Annotated in this window: 23 protein-coding genes; 7 read left to right on the top strand and 16 right to left on the bottom strand. The window is 63.2% G+C overall.

Going from position 1 to position 24,363, the window contains the following annotated elements:
• The first annotated feature begins 113 nt into the window (after window positions 1-113).
• Window positions 114-1,685, top strand: coding sequence for a Ppx/GppA phosphatase family protein (locus Q363_RS18645; protein WP_035353235.1), 1,572 nt, complete (start codon window positions 114-116; stop codon window positions 1,683-1,685).
• Here the strand turns inward: Q363_RS18645 and Q363_RS18640 are convergent.
• From Q363_RS18640 to Q363_RS18610, 7 genes are all read right to left on the bottom strand, one after another.
• Window positions 1,637-2,173: a SixA phosphatase family protein gene (locus Q363_RS18640; RefSeq protein ID WP_035353232.1), complete on the bottom strand. Its 537-nt coding sequence runs from the start codon at window positions 2,171-2,173 to the stop codon at window positions 1,637-1,639. The two genes, Q363_RS18645 and Q363_RS18640, sit on opposite strands and share 49 nt — an antisense overlap.
• Before the next feature lie 46 nt (window positions 2,174-2,219).
• Window positions 2,220-3,506, bottom strand: a complete 1,287-nt coding sequence (locus Q363_RS18635; RefSeq protein ID WP_035353229.1) for a hypothetical protein — start codon at window positions 3,504-3,506, stop codon at window positions 2,220-2,222.
• Between the two features lie 33 nt (window positions 3,507-3,539).
• Window positions 3,540-5,657, bottom strand: coding sequence for a M1 family metallopeptidase (locus Q363_RS18630; RefSeq protein WP_035353226.1), 2,118 nt, complete (start codon window positions 5,655-5,657; stop codon window positions 3,540-3,542).
• 75 nt (window positions 5,658-5,732) lie between these two features.
• Entirely contained in the window at window positions 5,733-6,395 is a 663-nt protein-coding gene (locus tag Q363_RS18625) for a class I SAM-dependent methyltransferase (protein WP_035353223.1), read from the bottom strand.
• The gene (locus tag Q363_RS18620; RefSeq protein WP_051978976.1) at window positions 6,392-7,210 is read right to left on the bottom strand and encodes a hypothetical protein; all 819 of its coding nucleotides are present in this window, start codon (window positions 7,208-7,210) and stop codon (window positions 6,392-6,394) included. The genes Q363_RS18625 and Q363_RS18620 overlap by 4 nt, the downstream gene beginning before the upstream one ends.
• A 19-nt stretch (window positions 7,211-7,229) precedes the next feature.
• Entirely contained in the window at window positions 7,230-9,098 is a 1,869-nt protein-coding gene (locus Q363_RS18615) for a glycoside hydrolase family 57 protein (RefSeq protein WP_245632311.1), read from the bottom strand.
• A 162-nt stretch (window positions 9,099-9,260) separates the two neighbouring features.
• Window positions 9,261-10,382: a BON domain-containing protein gene (locus Q363_RS18610; RefSeq protein ID WP_051978975.1), complete on the bottom strand. Its 1,122-nt coding sequence runs from the start codon at window positions 10,380-10,382 to the stop codon at window positions 9,261-9,263.
• 410 nt (window positions 10,383-10,792) lie between these two features.
• Between Q363_RS18610 and Q363_RS18605 the strand changes: the two genes are divergently transcribed.
• Together Q363_RS18605 and Q363_RS18600 are read left to right on the top strand one after the other, a co-directional pair.
• Window positions 10,793-11,182 (top strand): YtxH domain-containing protein, encoded by a 390-nt coding sequence (locus Q363_RS18605; protein WP_035353220.1) that lies wholly within the window; start codon window positions 10,793-10,795, stop codon window positions 11,180-11,182.
• 62 nt (window positions 11,183-11,244) lie between these two features.
• Window positions 11,245-11,796, top strand: coding sequence for a hypothetical protein (locus tag Q363_RS18600; RefSeq protein ID WP_035353217.1), 552 nt, complete (start codon window positions 11,245-11,247; stop codon window positions 11,794-11,796).
• Window positions 11,797-11,815: 19 nt separating this feature from the next.
• Here the strand turns inward: Q363_RS18600 and mnmA are convergent, their stop codons facing one another.
• The 4 genes from mnmA to Q363_RS18580 all read right to left on the bottom strand — a co-directional run bounded on the left by mnmA (window position 11,816) and on the right by Q363_RS18580 (window position 17,073).
• The gene (gene mnmA / locus Q363_RS18595; protein WP_035353214.1) at window positions 11,816-12,940 is read right to left on the bottom strand and encodes a tRNA 2-thiouridine(34) synthase MnmA; all 1,125 of its coding nucleotides are present in this window, start codon (window positions 12,938-12,940) and stop codon (window positions 11,816-11,818) included.
• Window positions 12,941-13,494: 554 nt separating this feature from the next.
• Window positions 13,495-14,571: a type III polyketide synthase gene (locus Q363_RS18590; RefSeq protein ID WP_035353211.1), complete on the bottom strand. Its 1,077-nt coding sequence runs from the start codon at window positions 14,569-14,571 to the stop codon at window positions 13,495-13,497.
• 295 nt (window positions 14,572-14,866) lie between these two features.
• The gene (locus Q363_RS18585; RefSeq protein WP_035353209.1) at window positions 14,867-15,481 is read right to left on the bottom strand and encodes a PEP-CTERM sorting domain-containing protein; all 615 of its coding nucleotides are present in this window, start codon (window positions 15,479-15,481) and stop codon (window positions 14,867-14,869) included.
• 194 nt (window positions 15,482-15,675) lie between these two features.
• Window positions 15,676-17,073 carry an NAD-dependent succinate-semialdehyde dehydrogenase gene (locus Q363_RS18580; RefSeq protein ID WP_051978974.1) on the bottom strand — a complete coding sequence of 466 codons (1,398 nt, stop codon included), beginning with the start codon at window positions 17,071-17,073 and terminating at the stop codon, window positions 15,676-15,678.
• 319 nt (window positions 17,074-17,392) lie between these two features.
• Here Q363_RS18580 and Q363_RS18575 point away from each other — a divergent pair, with 319 nt between their 5' ends.
• From Q363_RS18575 to Q363_RS18565, 3 genes are all read left to right on the top strand, one after another.
• Complete coding sequence (locus Q363_RS18575) at window positions 17,393-17,878, top strand: nucleoside deaminase (RefSeq protein WP_342667428.1); 486 nt, start codon at window positions 17,393-17,395, stop codon at window positions 17,876-17,878.
• A 24-nt stretch (window positions 17,879-17,902) separates the two neighbouring features.
• A complete protein-coding gene (locus tag Q363_RS18570; protein WP_051978973.1) occupies window positions 17,903-19,225 on the top strand; it encodes a homoserine dehydrogenase in 1,323 nt (440 codons plus the stop codon).
• Between the two features lie 177 nt (window positions 19,226-19,402).
• Window positions 19,403-20,065: a class II aldolase/adducin family protein gene (locus Q363_RS18565; protein ID WP_035353204.1), complete on the top strand. Its 663-nt coding sequence runs from the start codon at window positions 19,403-19,405 to the stop codon at window positions 20,063-20,065.
• Between the two features lie 158 nt (window positions 20,066-20,223).
• Here Q363_RS18565 and moeB read toward each other — a convergent pair whose 3' ends face one another.
• The 4 genes from moeB to Q363_RS18545 form a co-directional block, all read right to left on the bottom strand.
• On the bottom strand, window positions 20,224-21,444 hold the full coding sequence (gene moeB / locus Q363_RS18560; RefSeq protein ID WP_035353201.1) for a molybdopterin-synthase adenylyltransferase MoeB: 1,221 nt from the start codon (window positions 21,442-21,444) through the stop codon (window positions 20,224-20,226).
• A gap of 328 nt (window positions 21,445-21,772) precedes the next feature.
• Entirely contained in the window at window positions 21,773-22,063 is a 291-nt protein-coding gene (locus Q363_RS18555; RefSeq protein WP_035353198.1) for a MoaD/ThiS family protein, read from the bottom strand.
• Window positions 22,060-22,524: a M67 family metallopeptidase gene (locus tag Q363_RS18550; protein ID WP_035353195.1), complete on the bottom strand. Its 465-nt coding sequence runs from the start codon at window positions 22,522-22,524 to the stop codon at window positions 22,060-22,062. Before Q363_RS18550 ends, Q363_RS18555 begins: the two co-directional genes overlap by 4 nt.
• A 2-nt stretch (window positions 22,525-22,526) precedes the next feature.
• Window positions 22,527-23,477: a PLP-dependent cysteine synthase family protein gene (locus Q363_RS18545; protein WP_035353192.1), complete on the bottom strand. Its 951-nt coding sequence runs from the start codon at window positions 23,475-23,477 to the stop codon at window positions 22,527-22,529.
• A 92-nt stretch (window positions 23,478-23,569) separates the two neighbouring features.
• Here Q363_RS18545 and Q363_RS18540 point away from each other — a divergent pair, with 92 nt between their 5' ends.
• Entirely contained in the window at window positions 23,570-23,995 is a 426-nt protein-coding gene (locus tag Q363_RS18540) for a hypothetical protein (RefSeq protein WP_035353189.1), read from the top strand.
• Window positions 23,996-24,010: 15 nt separating this feature from the next.
• Here the strand turns inward: Q363_RS18540 and Q363_RS18535 are convergent.
• Window positions 24,011-24,363, bottom strand: a 353-nt coding sequence (locus tag Q363_RS18535) for an IS5 family transposase (RefSeq protein WP_035353186.1), incomplete at its 5' end; no start/stop codon positions are given.

Here is a 24,363-nt window from a genome sequence, read left to right as displayed (position 1 = left end):
GGCTCGGCGGTTGGCGGGCGGGGTTTGAAGGCGCTCCGCTTACGGAAAGTTGTTTGTGGGGATGTATCTTGCTAGTGGTGGGATTTTGAGATTTTGAGGTGCCGAAAAGAGAGATGCCGACGTTTGCCGCGATTGATATTGGGTCCAATTCGTGCCGTCTGAAGATTGCCGCGGTGCAGATGCACCGGCTGAAGACGCTGCACGAGGACCGTGAAGTGACGCGGCTGGGCGAGAGCGTCTTTCAGACGGGCGTGATCTCGCCGGAGGCCATGGCGGCCACGATTCGCGCGTTGAAGCGCTTTCACAAGGCCGTGCAGATGCACGTTGCCGACAAGGTGCGCGTGGTGGCGACGAGCGCTATGCGCGATGCGCGCAATGCCGAGGCCTTTACGGAGTGGGTGCGGTCGGCGACGGGATGGAACGTCGAGGTGATCTCGGGGCTGGAAGAGGGAAGGCTGATTCACCTGGGCGTGGTGACACACGAGGTTGGCGCGCGCGGCCGCTGCGTGCTGATCGACCTGGGCGGAGGAAGCTGCGAGGTGACGCTGTCGGAGGGCGGGCGCATCAAAACGATGGCCAGCATGCCCCTGGGAGCGGTGCGGCTGCAGCAGGAGTTTTTGACGATCGATCCGCCGACCAAGGATGATGTGGCTCGGCTGAAGCAGTTCATCGATCGCGAGCTGAAGAAGGCGGAGCGGAGGATTGGCGCGCCGCGCGCCGCGCTGGTGATTGCGACTTCGGGGACGGCGGCTGCGCTGGCCGAGGCGAGCGGGTTTGCGCGCAAGAAGACCGCCGCGAAGGGGAAGAAACGGACACTGGCCAAGCGGCGCCTGGAGCACGTGGGCGAGCTGACGGCGACTGCCGATGAGGTGCGCGCGCTGTCCGACAGGCTGGTGAAGCTGCGCGACGAGCAGAGGGCGGCGATTCCCGGCATCGGGCCGCGGCGGTCGGAGATCATCGTGGGTGGCGCGCTGGTATATGCGAGCGCGATGGAGCGCTTCGGGCTGAGGTCGTTCCGCTACTCGTCGCTTGGGCTGCGCGACGGCATTCTGGCGCAGATGTTGGGCGACGTGGACCTGCGGGCCTCGGTGCACCAGAAGATCGAGAGCGAACGCTGGGCAGGCGTGCTGGAGGTGTGCCAGCGCTACGCCATCGAGCTGCGTCGCGTGGAGCCGGTGCGGCAGCATGTAGTGGAGCTGTTCAACGCGATGACGCGCGTGCACGAGTTGCCGGAGGAGTACAGGCTGTGGCTTGAGTCGGCGGCGATGATGCAGGACGTGGGCAAGTTCATGAACCACCAGGGATATCATCGGCACGCGCAGTACATCATTGCGAACTCGGAGATCTTCGGCTTTTCGCCGGAGCAGAGAGCGATTGTGAGCGCGCTGGCGCGTTACCTGGGCAAGACGCGTCCGGACGCGATGGACCGGGTGATGCGGACGATTCCGCTGGAGGAGCACACGAATGTGGTGCGGGCGATTGTGCTGCTCCGGCTGGCGGCGGCGGTGAACCAGGACCGTGCGAGCGCCGTGGTGCAGATGCGTGTGCACGTGTACCCGAAGCGCGTACTGCTGGAGCTGGTTCCGGGGCGCGGCGGGGCGGAGCTTGAGGCCTGGTCGCTGAAAAAAGAGGCCGCTTACTTTCGAGAGGTCTTCCGGCGCGAGCTGTTCGTCGAGGTCGTGTAAAGCGCGCGGACGGTGCGCGGATCGAGCAGCCACTGGAGCGTAGACGGGCCGCGGGCAATGGAGACGCGGGCGAGCGAGCCCTTGCGCAGGCGAACGTGCGGAAGCGACGTTGCCGTGGGAGAGACGAGGATCGAAGCGAGGAACTGGCTGAGGTTCGGGTTGTGGCCGACGACGAGCAGGTTCTCGTAGTCGCGGCACTCGGAGAGCAGCTTCTGGAAGTCGCGGAGGCCGGCCTCGGGGGCGAGGGCGTCCGAGAGAAGGATCTGGGACTCGTAGCCGGTCTCGGTTCCGACGAGCGAGGCGGTCTGCAGGCTGCGCTTGAGCGGGCTGGAGACGACGAGATCGAACTGAATCTTCAGCTCGTTGAGGACGTGGGCGAGGTGCAGGCACTGGCGCTTACCGTCCTTGTCGAGCGGCCGTTTGACGTCGAGCAGAGGGTTGGCGCGTCTCAAGCCGGCGGAGGCGTGCCGAAGGAAGAAGAGATTCATAGTCCTGTAATCATTTTAGACCAGGGAGGCCGAACTGCCACGGAGGTCAGGGCTTCGGCGGGTCTGGCTTTTGCGGAGCTGGTTTTTGAGGGTCGTGGTGAAAGACTCCGGGGTCGGGCTCATCGAGCGAGGGCGCGGCGGGCTCGGGATTTGGAATGGGATCGGGGGAGGGCGGAGGAGGCGCAGGGGGGAGTTTCGGCTCCGGGGAGGAGAGAGAGGCGAAGGTATCGTCGGGTGAGAGCGGCGCGGGGTAGAGCGGTGTGAGGGGGTCGGGGTTATAGATCATCTCGATGTGCCGAGGGCGGTCGAGTGGGTCGCGAACCGGAGTCTGAGGGCCGGAGGGAGCCGGCGGTGCGACAGTCTGTTGTGTGACGGGCGGGGCGGAGGGCGGGATCTCTTGTCGCGGGATCTCCTGTTTCATGGGAGAGGCCTCCTCGGAGAGGATCGGGTGCTGGAGGATGAGGGCGGTCTCGGCTCCACGCTGCCAGAAGCGGGTGAAGAGCATGAGGAAGAGACCGAGCTGGGCAACGAGGAAGAGGGGCCAGACGCGGGGCTGGGCGAGCATGTGCATGGCCGTGCGTCCGGAGAGGAAAGCGGCGATCGCTCCCAGGGCCGCGAGCAGGAGAAAGACAAGCCATGCGCGGGCGAGGTGATTGCGAAGAAGGCGGAAGGCGGGTGCAAGCGTGCGGCGAACGCGGCGGTCGGGCTTGCCGCTGGGCCTCAGGTGGGTTCCAAGCTGGACGGTATAGGCTTCGACGAGATCGAAGTAGAGCCGCAGCAGGGTGGCGGCGAGCAGAACGACGAGGAGCCCGGCGAACGTGAGGATAAGAGCAGTGCTACCGACGAAGCGGTCGTCGACGAAGCGGGCCCAGCGCTGCTGAAGCACGGCGAGCGGGCCGAGCAGGAAGAACGCTGCGAGCAGGGTGAGCAGCGTGATGCGGACGAATCGCCAGAAGTGCAGCAGCCCCTGACGGATGAGTGTGCTGAGACGAGTGTGGCTGCGGGTGAGGTAGCAGTGGAGGGTTCCAGGGACGAGCAGGAAGTAGAGCAGGAGGTAGAGCGGGACGGAGGCGTGGCTGGTGATGGAACTGGCCTGGCCTGGGCTGCCTTCATGGAGGCGCATGGCCGCGGTTGCCATCGTGCCGAGATCGAAGCCGGAGGAGAGGCGCTGCGCGGCGAGCGAGTGATCGAGCAGGTTCGAGAGCTGCACCTTGAGCGGCAGGCAGAAGGCAAGGGCGAGCACGAGGTTGAAGGCGTAGGTCCACAGAAATGCCGGGAAGCGGCGAAGAGCGATGCCAAGACCGTGGATCAAGATGCTGCGGGTTCGGGGCATGAGGTTGCGGGCTCTTTCCTTTCGAAGGTTGGTTCAGACGATCCAGGCAGTGAGCTGTGCTGCGAGCTGCTGAAACAGCACCCAGAGCGAGGTGAGCTTGCGGGCTGGGATTGGGTCCGGGCGTGTCGTAACGCTGTTGTTAAACAGGTCGCGATCGAGTGGGGCGACGTGGTCGGGGTCGAGTTCGACCGAGAGGACCTTCGCGTTGCGAGTGTAGGTAAAGCGCGTCCAGCGGTCGACGCCGTCCCAACGCTCGCGGAGTCGGGTGCCGTCGTCGAAGATGACCTGTGCGGTGACGGGGAGGATGAAGTCGCCGCGACGGCGGAGATAGATGGTGGAACGGAATTGGGACGGTGTTGAGCCATGCGGGCCCGGCAGCGGGTCGGAGGAGAAGCTGTCTATGGTGTAGTCGAGCACCTGCGTGCCGTACACGGCCTGGTTGAGGAAGGGGCGCAGGCTGGAGTTGACGACGGGCGCCGTTGCGAAGTCTGGCAGGCCGGAGGCATTGAGCGGTGGGCTCGTAGGGAAGGGCTGAGGTTGAACTGAGGGAGCCGCGGATCCTTCGACTGAGCTCCCGGTCACCTCGCTCAGGATGGCAGCTTGATTCGCAACGGAGGTCTCGTGAGGTCTGCCTGCCACCGCCTTGCCGCGGGCAACGGCGACCTGCTCGATGGTGCGGAGAAAGTCCTCTGTGGTGGGGTGCGTGAAGCGGTAGCGCTCGAAGTAGGTGCGCATGGCCTCGTCCATGGTGTCGCGGCCGATGATGCCCTCCAGCGTGGAGAGCAGGGTGGCCGATTTGCCGTAGGTGACGGCGCCGTAGGAGGTGCTGTTGCGGAACTTCCAGGGCGGGCGCGTGACGGGGTCGAGGTTGGGGGCCAGGAGGTAGGAGATGCGCTGGTAGGAGTCATCGCCGAGGTTCGCGTAGCGCCGGTTGAGGTTGGAGGTTTTGTCGCCGAGGATGGCCGCGAGAATCTTGACTTCGGTGTAGGAGTTGATGCCTTCGTCGAGCCACGCCTCTTCGGCCTCATTGGTGGCGACCATACCGTACCAGTACTGGTGGCCGAACTCATGCACGATGGTTACTTCGGCGGCGTCGAAGGCTCCCCACCAGCTGCCGTCGGCGGTGACGAGGGTTGGGTATTCCATGCCCTCCATCTGGGCGCCGGGCTCGGGGTCGATGATGGTAATGACCTTGTAGGGATAGGGGCCGTAGCGCCGCTCGTACTGCTGAAGGGAAGCACGGGTGATCGCGAGATATCGCTGGGCGATGTGAGGATGCGCGGTGAGGGCGAGGATGTGAATCTGCACGGGTCCGAGCGAGGAGAGATAGATCGCGTCGGTGGTGACGAAGTGCGGGCTGGCCGCGAAGGCGAAGTCGTGGATGTCTTCGCCGTAGAAGCTGAGGGTTTTGGTGCCATCGGAGTTGGGCTGGTTGCCGGTGGGAACGCCGCTGGCTCCGACGATGTAGTTGCGCGGCACGGTGAGGCGGACGTTGTAAGTTCCGAAGTCGGAGAAGAACTCGGTGGTGGCGTGGTACTGGTGACAGTTCCAGGCGCCGTGCCAGAAGACGCCGAGCTTGGGGAACCACTGCCCGCCCATGATGAAGTCCCGCTTATAGCCGTTGCGCGCGACGGAGAGGGGGAACTTGTCGTGGAAGACGAAGTGGAAGGTGATGGAGTCGTTGGGGGCGAGCGGACGCGGCAGGGTGATCTCGGCAACGGTGTGGTCCTCGAGGTTGCCGTCGTCGGGCGCCGTGAAGCGCAGGGAGGTTGTGAGGTCGCCGTAGCCGTCGGCTTCGATGTGCGCGAGCGTGATGCCGCCGGTCTTCTCGGCGGGGTAGTCGTCGCTGATGGAGTCGCGAACGCCGCCGGTCGCGCGGGTCTCGGCGGTGAAGGTGGACTGGGGCCGGAAGGCGTTGAGGTAGAGGTGAAACGGAAAGGTGGTGAGCGGCTGGCCGGTGAGGTTGCGATAGGTGAGGGACTCGGTGGCGTCGAGCGTCTTCTTGTCCGTGTCGAGGCGAGCGTCGATGGTGTAGGCGACGACGCGCTCGGAGAGCGGCTCTCCGTTTGAGGAGTTGGTGGCGACGCTGAGCTGGGCGAGCGCGAGAGGAGCAGAGAGCAGAAGCGCGGCGGCGAGAGCGGGACGGATCATAGGTATAGGGCAATCGCTGTGCTTTCTGTGTGATGCCAAAATCCGGCCGCGTGGGTGCCGGTTGGGCGAATTGCGTCAGGATGGGTTCTGCAGGGGATCAGTCTGCCAGAGCTCGGCAATCAGGAGTCCGCCCAGATACGTTTGGCGCGCGATACAGGTGAAGCCGGACTGAGTGAGAGGCGCCTCGTGGACGGGGAGCCGGCTGGTACGAAGGCCGGTGAGGATGCGGAAGGCCAGATAGAGGCAGTCGATGAAGAGGCGTGCTGGAATGCGGAGCGCGTTGGCCGGGACTTGAAAGTCGGAGATGACCCAGATGGCGCCGGGTGCTAGTTCCGGTGTGATTCTTTCGACGAGGGAGTTCAGCTGCGGCTGCGTGAGGCAGTCGAGGAAGAAGTGAGTGACGACGAGATCGTAGGGCTGAGGGGCTGTGGGCATCCACGTGAGGGCGTCGGTATGCTGGGTCTGGAGGCGATCGGCGTAGGGAGCGCAGCGCTTGCGGAGGAGATGCAGCATCGCGGCGCTGGTGTCGACTGCGGTGGCATGGAGGCCCGGGTTTGCCGAGAGCAGTTGGGCGAGGAAGCGCCCGTCGCCGTCCCCGAGGACGAGAGCGTTGCGCGCTGTGAGCAGCCGCGGGAGAAAGTGCAGCCGGGCTCGTTCGAGCGAATAGCCCAGCGTGAAGTATTCGAGCGCGCGATACGGACGGGCGATGCGGTCGAAGTTGGGAGCGCCTGCTGTCATAGGAACGCGAGAAAGAGCGCAGGGGTGAGAAGCGCGAGGTCGGCGGCGGTTCGCAGGGTGAGCTCGGCGTGGCGGTTGCGCCACCGGTGAAGCAGGAGCAGTGTTATCGCCGAGATGGCGATCGCAGAGTAGATGGGCGAGTGTGCGTGGTCGAAGATGGCTAGCGAAGCGCTTGTCGTCGCAACGGCGATGGTGAATGCAGGCAGACGCTTTAGAGCGAACGCGGTGATGGGATGCGTTGACTGGCGGGCCGGCGCGGGATGTTCCCAGGTGTAGATGAACAGACAGTTGAGGCTGCAGAGTGCAGCGAAGAGAAGCGCTGGCGCGAGCAGCACCGGCCGCAGCGCGGGTTCGCGTGAGACGGTGGGGATGAAGACGGCTGCGGCGAAGCAGACGCCGACGGCGATCTCCTTCGGCAGGCGATGGGCGCTGTCGGAGGCATGAATGAGGACGAAGTAGCCGAAGACGAGGCCTCCGAGGGCGAGGTAGAGATGGATCGCCTTCTGCGGGATGTGTGGGAGCAGCGCCGCGAGGAGCACGGAGGAGCAGCCGATTCCCGCAAGAAAGGCTGTGCGGTGGCGATGGTGAAAGTGATGGCGGGCCTCGAGCGCGTCCGGATTAGAAAACCGCGCGTCAAGCAGCCGGTCGGAGGCGTAGAGCGTCCAGACTGCGGCTGTCATGGCGAGTATTGAGAGGAGGGGAAGATGAACGCGGCAGGCCGCTGCTATGAACCACGTCCACAGGGCTGCGACCGTGGGGGCGTCGAGCGAGAGAAGGTGCCAGAGAGCAAGAGGAGATTTTGCGTCGCTGGCCACCGCTCCATTTTAGAGCTGCCTATTCAAACTTTGTGACTGCCGGAGGTGGTGTCGCTGGAACGGAGGCGGGTGGCTTGGCAAGGGTCCGAGCCTGTGGCCTGACAGCGAGAGTTTCGCTTAGCGGAGCCTGGTAGCGCTCTTCACGGGCTCCGGCTGCCCACATTCCGGGGTCGATGTCGGGGAAGACACTGTCGCGGCGTTCGATCTCGGCCAGCCGGGCCTCCTGGACGGCGATAAGCTGCCCGGTGGACTCGAAGGTCTGCCAGATGCTCTTGACCTCGTTGAACTGATCGTTGTGCGTAGTGAAGCGAGTCTCGGCGTAGTCGCGCGCGGCGCCTGTGGTGACGAGGAACTGCCAGTCCGAGGACTCAAGCAGCAGAAGCTCGCGGCAGAGCTGCTTCGCGATGCGACGGCCGAGTTCGGATTCGCGCCATTTGCCTGCGGTCACCATCTCGCGCGTGAATAGCTCGGCCGGGTAGATGTGGGTGTAGGTCCAGCTGGTGTCGGGATTCATCCAGACCTCGTGGCCGCCGCCCGCTCCCCAGGAGCCCTCGGGCAGGGCGATGAAGCCTGCGCGCGGATAGAGATCGAGGTACTCAGCGCAGGAGATCATCTGGATGCCGGTGTCGTAGTCGTGCAGGATGCGGGCAATGGCTTCGAGCCACAGCGCTCCTTCGAACCACCAGTGGCCGAAGAGCTCGGCGTCGAATGGCGAGCAAAGGATGGGTGGAATGGAGTCGTTGAAGCCGGACTTGAGGGCCTCGTAGACGAGGTGCACGAAGTGCGAGGCGTGGGACTGGACGCGGTCGGCGGCCTCCTGCGGGTAGTAGGGTTGCTTGTCGCCCATGTCCACCTTGGAGCCGGTGACGCGCCAGTAGCGATGACCGCCGGGCCAGCGCTTCTTGTGGAAGTCGAGATAGACGCCGTCGCCGGGGTAGCCGGAGTCGCCGGACCAGACCTGGATGCCGGTGCGCGGATCGCGCGGGAAGATCGTGGTCGCGTAGCGCTTGTCGTAGGGGCCGTCGACGAAGTAGGGCTGGTAGAGCGATCGGTGGCCGCTGTGCGTCATGGCGATCAGCTGCTCGTCGGTGGGCACAGCGCCGTTGCGCAGCTCGTAGGGCGAAGGCACGCGCTGGCCTTGCTCGACCAGGTGAGTATCGACGAAGAAGAACTCGATATCGCTCTCGGAGAGGGCCTCCTCGAAGCCGATGCGATCGAAGCCTGGGGGCGTGGGCGAGCCGTCCGCCATGGCGACGGGATAGTTCCAGAAGCCCGCCGGGCGGTAGCCGCACTCCGGCGCCCAGATGCCGCGGGGATGGCGGCCCATGTGGCGCTTGTGCGTCTCGACGGCGACGCGGACCTGGGCACGCACGCTCTCATCGGTCCCCAGCAGCGGCATGTAGCCGTGGGTGGCGCCGCAGGTGATGACCTCGATCAGACCGATGTCATTGAAGTGGCGGAAGCCGGCGACGATGTCTCCGTTGAGGGCATGGAAGTCATCGAGAGCCTGGGAGAAGAAGCGGTGCCAGAAGCGGGCGGTCTCGGCCAGGTGGGTCTCACCGGACTGGATGAAGTAGGCCTCGTCCTCTCGTGCGGCGAGGATCTTGCGTCCGAGGTAGTTGGGGAACTCGGTGACGAAGCCCGGGTGCGACAGCTGCTCGAGCAGGATCGGGGAAAGGTTCAGGTTGCACTGGAAGCGGATTCCGTCGCGCTCAAGGCGATGCAGCATGCGCAGCATCGGAAGGTAGGTCTCAGCCGCGGCTTCGTGCAGCCACTCCATGCCGTGCGGCCATGTGCCGTGATTGACGACATAGGGCAGATGCGCGTGGAGAGTGAAGGTTAGATAGCCTGCTGGCCGCTTCGCCGCGTTGAATGATGCCTGCGTCAAGACGATACCTCGCTTATGTATTTGCGCTGGTGGTGCCTCGTTGGTCGCACTGCGTCGCTGGCTTGAAGCTAGAGTCTACACCAGAGCGAATCGCGAGGGCAGTTAAAACGGCAGGCCTTGCGAGGCCTGCCGACAGCTGACTGGTTATGATGCAAAAAAATGCTACTGTGGCTGGTCCGGCGACGGGTTCATGGGGCGCCGCTGGCCGCTGCTGTTCGAGCCGGTGCTGAGCGTGTTGCTGGTGGAGACGCGGACGGCAAGCGTGTTCGTGATCTGGAAGTTGACGAGGCTTTCGGAGGGGATCTGGACCTGCTCGCCGCGGGTGACGGTGTTGGCACCGGCGCCTAAGCCTGCGCCTGCGGCCGAGCCGATGGCCGCGCCCTTGCCGCCGCCGGCGATGGCGCCGATGATGGCTCCAATGGCCGCGCCGCCGCCGACCTTGGCTGCGGTGTTCTTGCCGCGTCCTTTACCCTGCACGCTGTAGGGCTGCGTGGTGACGGCCAGAGAGTCGCCGTGGCGGTCGATGCTGACCAGTTCCACGGTGAGCAGCGAGCTGCCCTTGTAGTGCGCGGCCTCTTGGACGGCAGTGACCCGTCCGGTGACCGCGGTGCCCTGGCGGATAGCGACCAGGCCGTCGGCCATGACGTCGGTAGCAACGGTGCCGGAGAAGGACTGACCCTGCTGGGTGCTGGCGCTGTCAAGCGTCTGCGTGATGCGGACCGGGATGGTGGTTCCCGAAGGAATGGTGACTGTCTTGAAGGCCGGCGGCGGAGGAGGCGCTGGCGCGGCTGCGACTGGTGCAGGTGCGGGTGCCGGAGCTGGAGGCGGAGCCTGCGGGGCCGCTTCTTGACGCTCGATCGGAGCGGGCTTTGCGGCCGGCTTGGGGGCGGCTTTCTTCGGAGCCGGAGCGGGCTCGGGAGCAGGCATCGGAGGCGGCGCAGCATCGGCCACGGGAGCTGGCGGCTGGACCAAGAGATTGTTCACGACGGTCTTGATTCCGGCGATCTGTGAGGCATCGGCGGCGGCCAGCGAGCGAGCGGCCTCATTACTGACATTGCCGTTCAGGGTGACCACACCGTTTTGCACGGACGTCTGAATGGACTCGGTGGACAGTGCGCTGTCACCGGACAGACGGTTTTGCACTGCCTGCGTCAGGCTGGCATCGTCGGCCGGAGGAGCCGCAGGGGTTGAGCTCTTGCAGCCGGCCACGCTGAGGGTGAGCGCGAGAGCAGTTACGGCTATCAGACTGCTTGTTGTTGAACCAATACCGTGGGTGTTCTTCATAGTCAGGGCCCTATCTCTTTTCTTTCATGTTCATGCAGTGGACACGTGGACACTTTGCTACTGCCATCACTCTACCTCAACTGGTAGAGGCGGGACGTGGTATCGAGGTCGCGCCGCCGCTCGCGAGTGAGCGCGAGGACCTTGCATTAAGACGCTCGAAGCCGGCAACGGAGAGCGCTCAGGAGGGACAGTTTCCGAGGGTCTCGAGGACGCGCAACCTAATCCAGGAGCGGGGCATCCACCTAAGTTGGCTTGGGCAGGAACGGGCTTGCCTCCTTGAGTGCGGAGCATGGCCGTCGGCCTCAAGCTTCAGGGCATCGCCGATATCTCGAAAATTGAGACGGTGTTTGAGTTATAACTGCGGAGAGCACCATGGGTTCCGCATTCGACGTTTGGAATAGGAGAGAGCAATGTCAGAAAACGACAACGGCGCAACTGGTTTGGGATGGTTTCTTGCGGGGCTGGGCATCGGCGCGCTGGTCGGCGTGCTGTATGCGCCGAAGTCCGGCAAGGAGACGCGCGAAGATCTGAGGACGAGCGCGCTGGAAGCTAAAGACAGGGCTGCGGTGCTGGCGCAGCAAGGTCGCGAGCGGGCTGCCGAGATGGCTGAACAGGGCAAACAGCAGTTCGGCGAGTACGTCGATCGCGGCAAGGAGTTCTATGACCGCGGCCGGACGCAGTGGTCGCAGTATGTTGAGAAGGGCAAAGGGCTGGTGCAGGAGCAGCAGGGCAAGGTTGCCGCGGCGATCGACGCGGGCAAGCAGGCGTATACGAGCTCGACCCAGGACACGTCCTCGTAAGGCTTTGAACTTCGGGATCTGGCTTTCGGAGCCAGATCCTGTCGCCGCAAGGGAGAGACTGCATGGTGATCTCAGGGATGTGGCTGCAGGAGGCGGACTCGCTTTCGTCCGGAAACTCGCGGCTGTTGATGATCTTCGTGGGCATGGTCGCGGTTGCGATGATGATCCAGGCAATCGTGGTTTTTGTCGCGGCGATTGGCGCGTGGAAGGCGAGCAAGCGACTGTTTGCGATCGCCGAAGAGGTGAAGGCGAAGGCGTTGCCCGTGGTCGACAGGACGGAGAACCTGCTGCATGAGCTGCAACCGAAGATAAAGGTGATCACCGATAACGTGGTCGAGACGAGCCATGTTGTTCGTGCGAAGGCGCAGGAGTTCGACTCGACGTTCACCGATGTGAATCAGCGGGCGCGGGCGCAGACGGCGCGCGTGGATGAGATGGTGAGCTCGGTTCTGGATACGACCTCCGGAATCGCTTCCACGATCCAGAAGGGCGTTCAGGTTCCGGTGCGCGAGTTCCACGGCATCATGAACGGGCTGAAGGCCGGAATCGACGTGCTGGTCGGCCGCAAGAATCACCATCCTCCGCCGCCATATCGCGGCGATGAAGGCCTGTGACGCCATACTTTCTAAAAAGCTAGATGATCCAGCCGCCGCCGACGACCTCGTCCTGTTGGTAGAAGACGGCGGCTTGTCCGGGCGTGATGGCTCGCTGCGGCTCGTCGAAGACGGCGCGGACGAGGTCGTCGCCTTCTCCGATGAGGGTTGCGGGCGCGGGCGTGTGACGGTGGCGGATCTTTGCCGTGACGCGGAGCTCTGCGCCTTCGGCCAGGCCTGAGATCGAGATCCAGTTGAGGCGGTTGGCGGTGAGCTCGCGTGACAGCAGGTCCTCGTCGGGGCCGACGGTGACCTTGTGGGAGTCGGGGTGAATGGCGAGGACGTAGAGCGGGTTGGGCGAGCTGAGGCCGAGACCCTTGCGCTGCCCGACGGTGAAGCTGTGGATGCCTTGATGTTGGCCGATGACCTCGCCTGAGGTGGTGACGAGTTCGCCGGAGAGGTCGGGCATCTCTTCGTTCTGCTCGTCGAGGTAGGCCTTCAGGAAGGCGCTGTAGTCGCCGTTGGGGATGAAGCAGATCTCCTGCGAGTCGGGCTTCTGGGCGACGTAGAGGCCCTTGTCTTCGGCGATCTGGCGAACGGCTGGCTTCTGCATCTCGCCGAGGGGGAAGAGCGTGCGGCTGAGTTGCTCCTGTGTTAGGCCGAAGAGGAAGTAGGTCTGGTCCTTCGAGTAGTCGGCGGGGCGCGAGAGGATCCAGCGCTGGCGCCTTTCGTCGAAGTGGTTGCGGGCGTAGTGGCCTGTGGCGATGCGGTCGGCGCCGATCTGGCGCGCGGTGAGGAGAAGCTGGTCGAACTTGAGGTGGTTGTTGCAAAGGGTGCAGGGAATCGGCGTTCGTCCGTGGAGGTACTCGTTGACGAAGGGCTTTACGACGTCGGCCTCGAAGCGGTCCTGCTGATTGACGACGTAGTAGGGGATTCCTAGCTGCTCGGCTACGGCGCGGGCGTCGTATACGTCGTCGACGGAGCAGCAGCGGCCCTGCACGGCTTCGGGCATGCCGTCCTTTCCGGCGAGGCGGCGCTGGTTCCAGAGCTGGAGGGTGAGGCCGACGAGGTTGTGCCCTTCGGAGCGCAGGATGGCCGCGACTGTCGAGGAGTCGACTCCACCGGACATGGCGACTGCGATCGTGTTGTTGGGCTCGTCGGCCATGGTACTCCAGATTCTATTTTCGCAGACTTCGAGGTGAGGTACCCACCCCCCCCGGGTGTTCCGCCTAGTGGTTATTTTTGAGCGAGTTACTAGATTTTAACGGGGTAAGGTATTGATTTAAGGTGGTTTAAGTATTATAATATTGATTCTAAAAGGGATAGCCCCGGTGGGATTCGGGGCTATTTTTGATGTTGATTTAAGTGTAGCAGGTGGGGGAAATTAATCGGCAACTTTGGGTTGGGGGATTAGTGGTTTGGTTTGTTTGAGTTGCGGGAATTTGGGGCTTGTCGGGGTCTTGACAAGTTGTGAGGGTTGGCGCTCCGCGCCAATGTCCCTCTCATGCCGCGATAAGGCTGCGTCATGAATGGGGTACCCGGCGGCGCCCCCGGCTGGACAGGACTTTTGCTCGTCTCCGAGCGGTCGTGGCGCTTCGAGCGAAATGCGGGGGTTCCTCGCTTCGCTCGGAATTACGTTTCAAAAAAAGTGCTTCGTCCGAGATCTCTACCACTCATGCCGCGATAAGCGAGATCTCTCCCGCTGGAGCAGGAGTAGCTCTACCACTGGAGCAGGAGTAGTTCGGAGCAGAAGGCTGGGCCCATGGCTCCCATCATGCTGTAGCAGCCGGGACTTCCGGGGCGGTTGCGGAGGAAGTCCTGCATGACGGTGAGGACGGAGGCGGAGGAGAGGTTTCCGCGCTGGCGGAGGCTGTTGTAGGAGGCAGCCAGCGCATGCTTCGGGAGGTTGAGAGCGGCTTCCATGGCCTGGAGGACCTTGGGACCTCCGCTGTGGAAGATGAAGCTGCAGATGTTTGAGATGGAGAGGTTCTGCTCTTCGAGGAAGTCCTCGACGGTGTTGCGGAGCTCGGAGCGGACGAGTTCGGGGACGTCGGCGGAGAGGACGATGTTGAATCCGCTGTGATCGATGTTCCAGCCCATGAGGTGTTCGGTGTCGGGGTAGAAGGTGGAGCGGGTGGCGACGACGCGCGGGCAGGGCTCGTCGACGCTGGTGGGCCTACGGCCGTGGGTTGTCTCGTCTCCGGCGAGGACGACGGCGGCGGAGCCGTCACCGAAGAGGCCGGAGGCGACGATGTTGGCCATGGAGCAGTCGTCCTCCTGCCAGGTGAGGGAGCAGAGCTCGACGGAGAGGAGGATGGCGTACTGGTCGGGGAAGGCGCGGAGGTAGTCGGTGGCGCGGGCGATACCGGCGGCTCCCGCGACACAGCCCAGGCCGAAGATGGGGGTTCGCTTGACGCTCTTGGGGAAGCCCATGATGTTGACGAGGCGGGCGTCGATGCTGGGACAGGCGATTCCTGTGACGGAGGTGAAGAAGATGGCCGAGATGTCGGCGGGGGTGAGCCCTGCCTGATCGAGAGCGTCGGTGATGGCACTCTGGCCGAGCTCGAGAGCGCCTTTGATCCAGAGATCGTTGGTGGAGCCGAAGCCAGAGAGGGTTCCGAGGGTTTCGAGCGGGAACATGATGTGGCGGTAGTCGACACCGCAGTTCGAGTGAAGGCGTTCCATGACTCCGGGGGATTGCAGCTTGTTCTGCACGCGGTTTTTGAGAGCTTGTGTGATCACCGCCTGAGGGTAGCGGTGTTCCGGAAATGCAGTGCCTACCGATGCAATGCGCATGGATCGATCAACCTCTTTTAGGAGATGGGGATGCGGCCGTGCTGGCGAATAGCTCCAGGCCAGCGTGCTTTGGCAGGAGAGAAAACCGCGAGGGGAAGGGGGAGGTGCCTCAGGCGCTCACAGACGCAAGGGCTATTAGTACAAGTGTTATTAGTTTATCCGCTAAGGGGTTGCCTGGCAACACAAAAAATGGCAGAACGAGTACCACAAGAGTGGCACTCGTTCTACCAAAAATAAAGGGGGAGCCTGATGGCTCCCCTGTACTTGATCGACAAGTGGTTCTTAAGACAGACCTTTAGAGGCTGAATCTACGCCGCGCGACACCCACCATTCCAATAAGGCCGGATCCCATGAGGAGGAGGGATGCTGGCTCTGGAATAACAGAGGCCGACGCGGAGAACGTCGTTGGGAGGGTTTGAGGCTGACCGGCGACATACTGGGAGGTAAAGGAGAAGTTAGCTGGTGCTGACGTTCCGGTGATAGCGCCCGTTGCACTAAAGAAGCCATTCCCGGTTACGGTGAGGCATGTGCTGCCACTGGTGCATCCATTGGTTCCGTTGTCGATGAATCCGGCGTCGTAGTTGGTCATGTTGAAGGTGAAGGTGACGCCGTTTTCGGTGGTGGTGAGGATGGGGACGAAACCCAGGGGAAACTGTGCCGGCGGAGGCACATTAGGCCCCTGGTTGTAGGGAAGCGGCCCGGGGAGAAAGAAGACTGGATTGTCGTCTGTGAGGTAGGTGGCGAAGGTGCCGCCTATCGCTCCAGCGACATTTGCGCTGCCGAAGGTGATGGTGTTGGAGGTGAAGGTATTAGTTCCAACGACCGAGAAGAAGCCGGTGATTGAATCGGCATGAGCAACGAGCGCACTGCCGATGATCATAGTCGCAACGAGAAAGAGGCGTTTGAGCATGTGGAATCTCCAAAGTTGAGATCACTTTCAAGGAAAAGTGTTTTCTACCCCGGGCGTTTCTACAGCTGGCTAATAATGATTAGAAAGGCTATAGCGTCGGCGAGTTGCCCATGCTTTGGGCTATCTCGATACCTGTCTTGAGTTAAGAGTTTGGCGGAGATGGGGAGATGTATAACTATAACAAAATACGTAGCTTATCGTTCATGAGCGAGAGGCGGGGCGCTGACGGGGGAGGCGAGCACGACGGTTTTGGCGTTGAGAAACTCGCGCATGCCGGCGGCGGAGAGCTCGCGGCCGTAGCCGGAGTGCTTGATGCCTCCGAAGGGGAGGCGGGGGTCGGAGGCGACCATGGCGTTGATGAAGACGGCTCCGGACTGGAGCTCGGAGACGAGACGCTGCTGCTCGGCGGGGTCGCGGGTCCAGGCGGAGGCGGCGAGTCCGAAGGGGGTGTCGTTGGCTATCTCGATGGCCTCGGCGAGGTCGCGGGCAGGGAAGAGCATGGCGACGGGGCCGAAGAGCTCTTCGCGGTAGACGGGGCTGGAGCGGGGGACGTTGGTGAGGACGGTGGGCTCGAAGTAGTTTCCGTTGCCGAGCATGCGCTCGCCGCCGGTGAGAACGCGGGCGCCTTCGTTGATGGCGGCCTTGACCTGGGTCTCGAGCTCTTCGGCGATTTTGGCGGTGGCGAGAGGGCCGATGTCGGTGTCCTCTTTCATGGGGTCGCCGATCTTCATGGAGTCCATGAGGGCGACGAAGCGTTTTTCGAAGGCGTCGTAGATGGATTCGTGGATGATGAAGCGCTTGGCGGCGATGCAGGACTGGCCGGCGTTGACGAGGCGGGCGCGGACGGCGGTCTCGACGGCGGCGTTGAGGTCGGCGGAGGGGAGGACAAGGAAGGGGTCGGAGCCGCCGAGTTCGAGAACGGATTTTTTGATGAGCCATCCGGCCTGTGCGGCGATGGCGCGGCCGGCGGGCTCGGAGCCGGTGAGGGTGACGGCGGCGATGCGTGGGTCGGCGAGGACGCGCTCGACCTGGCGGGCTTCGATGAGGAGGGCCTGGAAGGTTCCGCGGGGGAAGCCGGCGCGGCGGACGAGGGATTCGATGTCGAGCGCGCACTGAGGGACGTTGGAGGCGTGTTTGAGGAGGCCGACGTTGCCGGCCATGAGTGCGGGCGCGAGGAAGCGGAAGACCTGCCAGAAGGGGAAGTTCCAGGGCATGACGGCGAGGATGACGCCGAGGGGATCCCAGCGGACGTAGGAGTGGTTTTCGGTGGCGATGGGCTCGGGGGTGAGGATGCGGGCGGCGTTGTCGGCGTAGTAGCGGCAGGCGGTGGCGCACTTGAGGACCTCCTGCTCGGCGGCGTGGAGGGGCTTGCCCATCTCGAGGGTGATGGTGCGGGCGAGGTCGGTGGTCTCGTGCTCGAGGAGAGAGGCGAGCTTGCGCATGCAGAGGGCACGGTGTTCGAGCGGGACGGCGGGGTAGGTGCGCGAGGCTTCGAAGGCGAGGGTGAGCTTTTCGGCGATGGCGTCTTCGGTGAGCGGCTCGAAGGAGCGGATGAGTTTGTTGGTGGCGGGATTGATGGATTGGATTGCCATGCGGGACCGTGTTGCTTGCTATGAAGCAGATTAGCAAAGATGCATGGGGCGCCTGACGAAAAGCGGTCGCGCTTTCGCGCGATGTCTATGCGATGAGGCCGCATGCATGGGGCACGCGGGCGAAGATTCGCGGCGGCACTGGCGAAAATGCGGGGGTTCTTCGCCTTCGGCTCAGAATGACGGCAACAATGACGACAAGACCAGCAACAGCCAGATATCGCAAGGGCATGGCCAGTGAGGTTGAAATAGCCGTGTGAAATAATTTGTATATTCGTTTGAGCTTTTTGTGTGCGCGGTTTTTTGTGCGTGTGCGGTGAGGATGCGGAGCCGGATGCGGGGCGATTCAGAGTTTATGAAGCAGGCGATTCGGCTTGCGACCGAGAATGTTGTGTCGGGGCGCGGAGGGCCGTTTGGCGCGGTGATCGTGCGCGACGGCGAGGTGATTGCGACGGGCGTGAACCAGGTGACGGCGACGAACGATCCGACGGCGCATGCGGAGGTGGTGGCGATTCGCAGGGCCAGCGCGCAGTTGAAGGATTTCATCCTGGCGGGATGCCAGATGTATACGAGCTGCGAGCCGTGTCCGATGTGCCTGGCGGCGATCTACTGGTCGCGGATGGATGAGATTTTTTATGGCAACACGGCTGCGGATGCGGCGGCGGTTGGTTTTGACGATGCGTTTTTGTACGACGAGCTGAAGAAGCCGGTGGGGGGAAGGACGATTCCGGCTGAGAGACTTCTGGGAGAAGAGGCCTGGGAGAATTTTGAAGCGTGGCGGAACTTTGCTTCGCGAGTGCACTACTGACGAAGGAACAGACGAGCGAGGACGATGGCGGCGAAGGCGACGAAGGCGAAGCAGGTGAAGGCGGCGGCCCGGAAGAAGGACGGTGTGGTGAAGGTGGCGCTGCTGGGGTTCGGGACGGTTGGAAGCTCGGTGGCGAAGGTGCTTGCGGAGCAGAGGTACGCCGGGGTTGCGCTGACGCATGTGTACAACCGCAACGTGGCAAGGAAGCGGGAGTCGGAGGCGGCAAAGTGGGTGCCGGCGGGCGCGGTGTGGACGGAGAACATCGACGATGTGCTGAAGTCGGATGTGAATGTCGTCGTTGAGCTGATAGGTGGGCTGAATCCCGTGGAGGGGTGGCTGAAGAAGGCTCTGGCCGCTGGGAAGCATGTGGTGACGGCGAACAAGCAGCTGATCGCGTATCGCGGCGTGGCGCTGCAGCGGCTGGCGAAGGAGCATGGGGTTCAGCTGGTGTATGGGGCCGCGGTGGCGGGCGGGGTGCCGGTGATCCCGGGGATTCTGGAGGGGCTGGGCGGCGACAGGGTGACGCGGCTGAGCGGGATTGTGAATGGGACGTGTAACTACATCCTGAGCCGGATGGAGGCGGGCGCGGAGTATGCGACGGTGCTGCAGGACGCGCAGCAGCTGGGGTATGCGGAGGCGAATCCTTCGGCCGATGTGGATGGGTTCGATGCGCGGGCTAAGCTGTGCATTCTGTCGCGGATTGCGCTGCATGCGGAGTTGAATCCGGATGAGGTGGCGACACAGACGATCTCGACGGTGGAGGCGATCGACTTTGTGTATGCGAAGGAGCTGAGCTGCACGATCCGGCAGGTTTCGCGGGCGCAGGTGGAGGGTACGCTGGTGCATGCGCGGGTGGCTCCGATGCTGGTTCCGCTGGCGTCGCCGCTGGCGTGGTCGCATGGGACGCAGAACATGGTGGTGACGAGCGGAGAGTACGGCGGGGACGTGGTGTTCTCGGGCCACGGCGCGGGAGGCGAGCCTACGGCGGTGGCGGTGGTGTCGGACCTGCTGGCGGTGGTGCAGGGCGCGAAGGCGGTGGAACTGCCGGTGCGGAAGCGGCAGGTGACGGGAGAGTTTCTGGCTCCGCATTACCTGAGGTTTGTGGTGGATGACAAGCCGGGGATCGTGTCGGCGATTGCGGGGGCGCTGGCGAAGGTGGGGGCGAATATCGACTCGCTGCTGCAGAAGCCGGGATATCCGAAGCACAAGCTGCCTTTTGTGGTGACGACGGAGCCGTGCCTTACGGGAACGATCGAAAGAGCGATACACTCGATTGCAAGGCTGGACTGTATGCTGGAGCGTCCGTTGACGCTGCAGATGCTGGTCGCGGAAGATAAACCGGAGTAGTGGGGCTGCGGTTAGACGTTTAGGAACATCAAACCGAGCTATTATCAGTTTTCCAGGACGTGCGTGGGATTGGGGCGGGTACGGGAGTCCCGGTTTCTGGTTTGAAGGAAATCCAAACAGGTGCGGAGTTCCCGGTCATGCGGTTCTGTATGATGCGGGTTACGAGGGAGGGCCACCTTGACGAGCGGATACGGTAGTGAGGTTGAGCTTCGGCGCGGTCTGGTTCGATTCGGGCGCGGGCTTTCGCGGCTGGGTTTTATGCCGGGGACGTCGGGAAATCTTTCGGTGCGGCTGGATGAGGAACGCATCCTGGCGACTCCTACGGGGCGAAGCAAGGCACTCCTGCGATCGGACGAGATGGTGGTGGTCGATCCAGAGGGCAGGCAGCTTGCGGGATCGCTACGGGTGACGAGCGAGATCGGGATGCATCTGGCGATCTACCGGATGCGCCCGGATGCGATCGCGGTGATTCATTCGCATCCGCCGATCGCGACGGGGTTCGCGTGCTCGGGAAGGCCGCTGGATGAACCGCTGTGCTCGGAGGCGGTGATGACGCTGGGAGTGGTTCCGCTGGCGCCGTATGCGACGACGGGAACGGACGACCTGGCGGCGAGTCTGGAGCCACTGATTCCGGAGCACTCGGCGATTCTGCTGGCGAACCATGGCGCGGTGACGTTTGGCGGCGACCTGCTGGATGCTTATCTGAAGATGGAGACGGTGGAGCACTTCGCGCACATCTGTTTGGTGGCGCATCAGCTGGGGTCGAGAAGACCGCTGGAGGGGCGAGCGGTGGATCAGCTGCGCGAGGCGCGGGAGCGGTATCTGGCGAACGTGCACTGAGGCTGGGGTGGTGGTAAAGAAGCAGGTTCCTCCGCTGCGGTGCTCGCGGTGAAGCTGTGAGCACCTGTGGTCGAAATGACAATTTTGTGGAGGGACGAAAAGGCGTGCCACGTGGCACGCCTTTTTCTTTTTGCGCATTTCTTTTTGCGCGGAGCGGGTTAGTACTTGGGCATCGAGGGGTCGATTTTTTCGGCCCAGGCAAGGATGCCTCCGGTGAGGTTGGAGACGTTGGTGAAGCCGGCGGCCTTGAGGGCGAGTGCGGCCTTCTGGCTGCGGGCTCCGGAGCGGCAGTGGATGATGATCTCGTCGTTCTTGTGGTCGGCGAGCTCGTTGACGCGCGACTCGATGGAGCCTACGGGGATCAGAGGAGCGCCGAGATTCGCGATCTGGTACTCGTGGGGCTCGCGGACGTCGAGGACGAAGATGTTTTCTTTCGCGTCGAGCTTCTTCTTGAGGGTCTCGACCGTGACCTGCGGGATGCCATCGACGATGGCCGCGTTGGCGACAGCCTTGTCGCGGGCGACCTCGAGGGGGCCGACGGTGGTGGGCTTCTCGATTCCGCAGAACTGGTCGTAGTCGATGAGCTGCTGGATCTCGTGGGTGCCGCAGGCGGGGCAGTTGGGGTTCTTGCGCAGCTTGAGGGTGCGGAAGCCCATGCCGAGGGCGTCGACGAGAAGCAGGCGGCCGATGAGGGGGTCGCCGATGCCGAGGATCAGTTTGATGACCTCGGTGGCCTGGATGACTCCTATGAGGCCGGGGAGGATTCCGAGGACTCCGCCTTCGGCGCAGGAGGGGACGAGGCCGGGCGGTGGCGGCTCGGGGTAGAGGCAGCGGTAGCACGGGCCTTCCTCGGTGGCGAAGACGGAGGCCTGGCCCTCGAAGCGGAAGATGGAGCCGTAGGCGTTGGGCTTGCCGGTGAGGACGCAGGCGTCGTTGACGAGGTAGCGGGTCTGGAAGTTGTCGGTGCCGTCGGCGATGACGTCGTATTCCTTGAAGATCTCGAGAGCGTTGGCGGACGTCAGCATGGTGTTGTGCTTGACGATGTTGACGTTCTTGTTGAGGCCCTTGAGCATCAGCTCGGCGGAGTCGACCTTGAGCTTGCCGACGGTGGACTGCGAGTGGATGATCTGGCGCTGGAGGTTGGACTCGTCGACGACGTCGAAGTCGATGAGACCGATGGTGCCTACGCCCGCGGCGGTGAGGTAGAGAGCGAGTGGAGCTCCGAGGCCGCCGGTTCCGACGCAGAGGACGCGGGCTGCCTTGAGCTTCTGCTGGCCCTCCATGCCGACCTCGGGAAGGATGAGGTGGCGGGAGTAGCGGGCGATCTCTTCGTTGGAGAGCTTGGGGAGCTGGACGGCTTCTTCGATGGCTGTTGGCATGGCTTAATTCTAGATGCTTTTGGGGCCCGAAGGGCTCAGAAGCAAGCAGTGGTGAAATACAAAACTGCGCCCTCTTTAGCTCAATCTTCCCAATCTGACGGTTTGAGTTGAGGGTGAGTTTTATAAAGAGGCTCTAAAAGTCCAAAGACAATGATGTAGAAGGATATCTCCTACCTTCTGGCGATATCCCTCTGCCTCAGATTCGCTACAGGATTCATTTACTGTAACTATTGATTGCCCAAGGATTTCGAAAGCATCTTGAAGTGATTTGCTTACTTTTGCAGCCCTCTTCGTTTCCGATCATATGGGCAAAATCTAACGAATCGTGTTAGCTCTTACAACGGCCAGTCCCACCGGCGATCGAGGGAATGATCGTCAGTTCATCGGTGGAGGCGACGGTAGTGGATTCTTTCGCGGGGAGGTAGCGGAGGTCTTCGTCGTTGAGGTAAACGTTGACGAAGGAGCGGAGCTTGCCCTCGTTGTTGAAGAGCTGCTGTTTGAGCTCGGGGTACTGGGAGGTGAGCTGGTCGAAGACCTCGGCTACGGTGGCGCCGGGGACTGTGACCGTCTCGGCTCCGCCGGTGTAGGCGCGGAGCGGGGTTGGGATGTGGATGTTCATGCCTGACCTTTCGGTTGGGTTGAGGTTGCGACGTCGATTTCAACGGGTTGATCAACGAACTTCTTGTCTTCCTCGGTGGTGCCGGTGAGGAGGAAGGAGTTGGTGATGGCGGCCTTGCCCTTTTCGACGGCGGTGATGACGTAGGAGCAGCCGATCCAGTGGGCCTCGGCAAAGTCGGTGGGGGACCACTGGGCGGGGTGGTCGGGGTGCGAGTGGTAGAAGCCTACGATGTCGAGCGAGAGTGAGCGGGCCTGGCGCTGGATCTTGACGAGCTCCTGTGGCGCGATGTTGTAGCGGTTGTGCGCGGAGTCGGTGCGGGTGTTGCCGGCGCGGACGATCTGGCGGACGTGGTTGCCGTCGGCGTCAGATTTGCCGAGGAGGACGCCGCAGCACTCGTTGGGGTAGGTCTCTTCGCCGTGGGCGCGCAGGGCTTCGTAGTCGGTGTAGGTGATGTGCAGCATGGTCAGTCCTGCTCCTGCCAGAAGCGGTCGCTCATGTACTTTTCCGCTGAGTCGGGGAGGATGGTGACGATGACGGCCTCGTGGTTGGCGCGGGCCTCCTGCTCGGCGACCTGGACGGCGGCGGCGACGGCGGCTCCGGAGGAGATACCGACGAGCAGGCCATGCCGGCGTGCCAGGGTGCGGCAGGTGCGGTAGGCGACCTCGGTGTCCATGTCGATGTTGGCGTCGGCGAGGGCGGGGTCGTAGATACGGGGCACGATGGCCGTGGCCATGTGCTTGAGGCCCTCGAGGCCGTTGAAGGCGGAGTCGGGCTGCATGGAGACGCAGCGGATGACGGGATTGAGTTCGCGCAGGCGGCGGGTGGTGCCCATGAAGGTGCCGGAGGTTCCGAGGCCGGCGACGAAGTGGGTAATCTGACCGTCGGTCTGCTGCCAGATCTCGTTGCCGGTGGTGCGGTAGTGGGCGCGCCAGTTCTCGTCGTTGGAGTACTGGTCGGCGTAGAAGTAGCGTGTTGGCTCGGCGGCGGCTAGCTCGCGGGCCTTGCGGATGGCGCCGTCGGAGCCGTCGGCGGGGTCGGTCCAGACGACGTTGGCACCGTAGGCGGCGAGGTACTTCTTGCGCTCGCGCGAGACGTTGGAGGGCATGCAGAGGGTGACGGGGAAGTGGAGGGCTGCTCCGAGCATGGCGTAGGCGATGCCGGTGTTGCCGCTGGTGGCGTCGAGGAGGCTCTGGGTGGGCGAGATGAGGCCGCGCTTGAGGGCATCGGTGACGATGGCGGCGGCGGCGCGGTCTTTGATGGAGCCGCCGGGGTTGGCCCATTCGGCCTTGCCGAGGAGCTGGATTCCGGAGGCGGATTCGCCGAGGTGGTCGAGCAGGCCTTCGAGGCGCAGGAGCGGCGTGTTGCCAATGCGCTCGAGGATGGTTGAGCCGAGGGGTTGGACGGTGGTGATCATTGGGTCCCGTATGTGTGTGTCGCGCGCGTGACCGTTTGAAGCACGTCGGCGGATGTGCGACAGTTAAGTTCTGAGTCTAAACGATGGCACTTATGGCAAAAAAGACCCCGCAGCGCAGCTTCAACGATGTTTTGTCCGTCCTTGGCGGTCAACGATTTGATGTCGCACCGGCGCAGGATGGTGCAAAGCGCGTCCCGAACGCATTTCAGGTGAGGAAGTTCGGGTGCGCGGCGGAGATTGCTCCGGCCCAGGATGGGACTCCGATGATCCTGTCGCGGCCGGGCGTGCTGGTGGGCGGCGAGATTGCGCGGCTGGTGGATCGCGGTTACCAGAAGTTCTTCAAGACGTCGAAGATGGAGATTCCGGCGACGGCGGACCATCTGCGGTCGCTGCATGAGTTTACGGAAGAGCTGAAGGAAGCGCTGGGGGCGACGAGCCTTTATAACCAGGCTCTGGGGACGACGAGCGATGTGTATCATTACGACCGGGTGAAGGGCCGGGAGGACGAGTCGCACTAGAGGCTGTTAGTGACTTCAGTTGAGCAATTTGAAGATTCTGCTGAGCATGAGGCACGCGAAGGCGAAGTAGTGAAAGGCGGCGAGTGTTTGGGAGAGGCGCTCGTAGTCTCTCGCCAGGCGGCGGAATCGTGCGGCCCAAGCGAAGCTTCTCTCGACGACCCATCGGCGCGGCAGCAGGACGAAGCCGCGTTTGGCCTCCGTGTGCTTGACGACCTCCAGTTGAATGCCGTGCCGGGCGGCCGCGCTGTCAGCGGCTTCTCCGGTGTAGCCCTGGTCAACGTAGGCAAGTTCCACATGGTCTCCGGTGATCTGCTGCACCGCTTCGGCGAGCTTCTCCACCTGGGCGCGGTCCTGCTCGTTGGCGGCGG

Origin of the sequence: Edaphobacter aggregans DSM 19364 (assembly GCF_000745965.1) — a bacterium.
Taxonomy (GTDB): Bacteria; Acidobacteriota; Terriglobia; order Terriglobales; family Acidobacteriaceae; genus Edaphobacter; species Edaphobacter aggregans.
This window is presented reverse-complemented; position numbering and strand designations above follow the sequence as displayed.

Coding starts and splice junctions, on each gene's coding strand:
- Q363_RS18645 (WP_035353235.1), top strand. CDS start 114: ATGCCGACGTTTGCCGCGATTGATATTGGGTCCAATTCGTGCCGTCTG.
- Q363_RS18640 (WP_035353232.1), bottom strand. CDS start 2,173: ATGAATCTCTTCTTCCTTCGGCACGCCTCCGCCGGCTTGAGACGCGCC.
- Q363_RS18635 (WP_035353229.1), bottom strand. CDS start 3,506: ATGCCCCGAACCCGCAGCATCTTGATCCACGGTCTTGGCATCGCTCTT.
- Q363_RS18630 (WP_035353226.1), bottom strand. CDS start 5,657: ATGATCCGTCCCGCTCTCGCCGCCGCGCTTCTGCTCTCTGCTCCTCTC.
- Q363_RS18625 (WP_035353223.1), bottom strand. CDS start 6,395: ATGACAGCAGGCGCTCCCAACTTCGACCGCATCGCCCGTCCGTATCGC.
- Q363_RS18610 (WP_051978975.1), bottom strand. CDS start 10,382: ATGAAGAACACCCACGGTATTGGTTCAACAACAAGCAGTCTGATAGCC.
- Q363_RS18605 (WP_035353220.1), top strand. CDS start 10,793: ATGTCAGAAAACGACAACGGCGCAACTGGTTTGGGATGGTTTCTTGCG.
- Q363_RS18600 (WP_035353217.1), top strand. CDS start 11,245: ATGGTGATCTCAGGGATGTGGCTGCAGGAGGCGGACTCGCTTTCGTCC.
- mnmA (WP_035353214.1), bottom strand. CDS start 12,940: ATGGCCGACGAGCCCAACAACACGATCGCAGTCGCCATGTCCGGTGGA.
- Q363_RS18590 (WP_035353211.1), bottom strand. CDS start 14,571: ATGCGCATTGCATCGGTAGGCACTGCATTTCCGGAACACCGCTACCCT.
- Q363_RS18585 (WP_035353209.1), bottom strand. CDS start 15,481: ATGCTCAAACGCCTCTTTCTCGTTGCGACTATGATCATCGGCAGTGCG.
- Q363_RS18580 (WP_051978974.1), bottom strand. CDS start 17,073: ATGGCAATCCAATCCATCAATCCCGCCACCAACAAACTCATCCGCTCC.
- Q363_RS18575 (WP_342667428.1), top strand. CDS start 17,393: ATGCGGAGCCGGATGCGGGGCGATTCAGAGTTTATGAAGCAGGCGATT.
- Q363_RS18570 (WP_051978973.1), top strand. CDS start 17,903: ATGGCGGCGAAGGCGACGAAGGCGAAGCAGGTGAAGGCGGCGGCCCGG.
- moeB (WP_035353201.1), bottom strand. CDS start 21,444: ATGCCAACAGCCATCGAAGAAGCCGTCCAGCTCCCCAAGCTCTCCAAC.
- Q363_RS18555 (WP_035353198.1), bottom strand. CDS start 22,063: ATGAACATCCACATCCCAACCCCGCTCCGCGCCTACACCGGCGGAGCC.
- Q363_RS18550 (WP_035353195.1), bottom strand. CDS start 22,524: ATGCTGCACATCACCTACACCGACTACGAAGCCCTGCGCGCCCACGGC.
- Q363_RS18545 (WP_035353192.1), bottom strand. CDS start 23,477: ATGATCACCACCGTCCAACCCCTCGGCTCAACCATCCTCGAGCGCATT.
- Q363_RS18540 (WP_035353189.1), top strand. CDS start 23,570: ATGGCAAAAAAGACCCCGCAGCGCAGCTTCAACGATGTTTTGTCCGTC.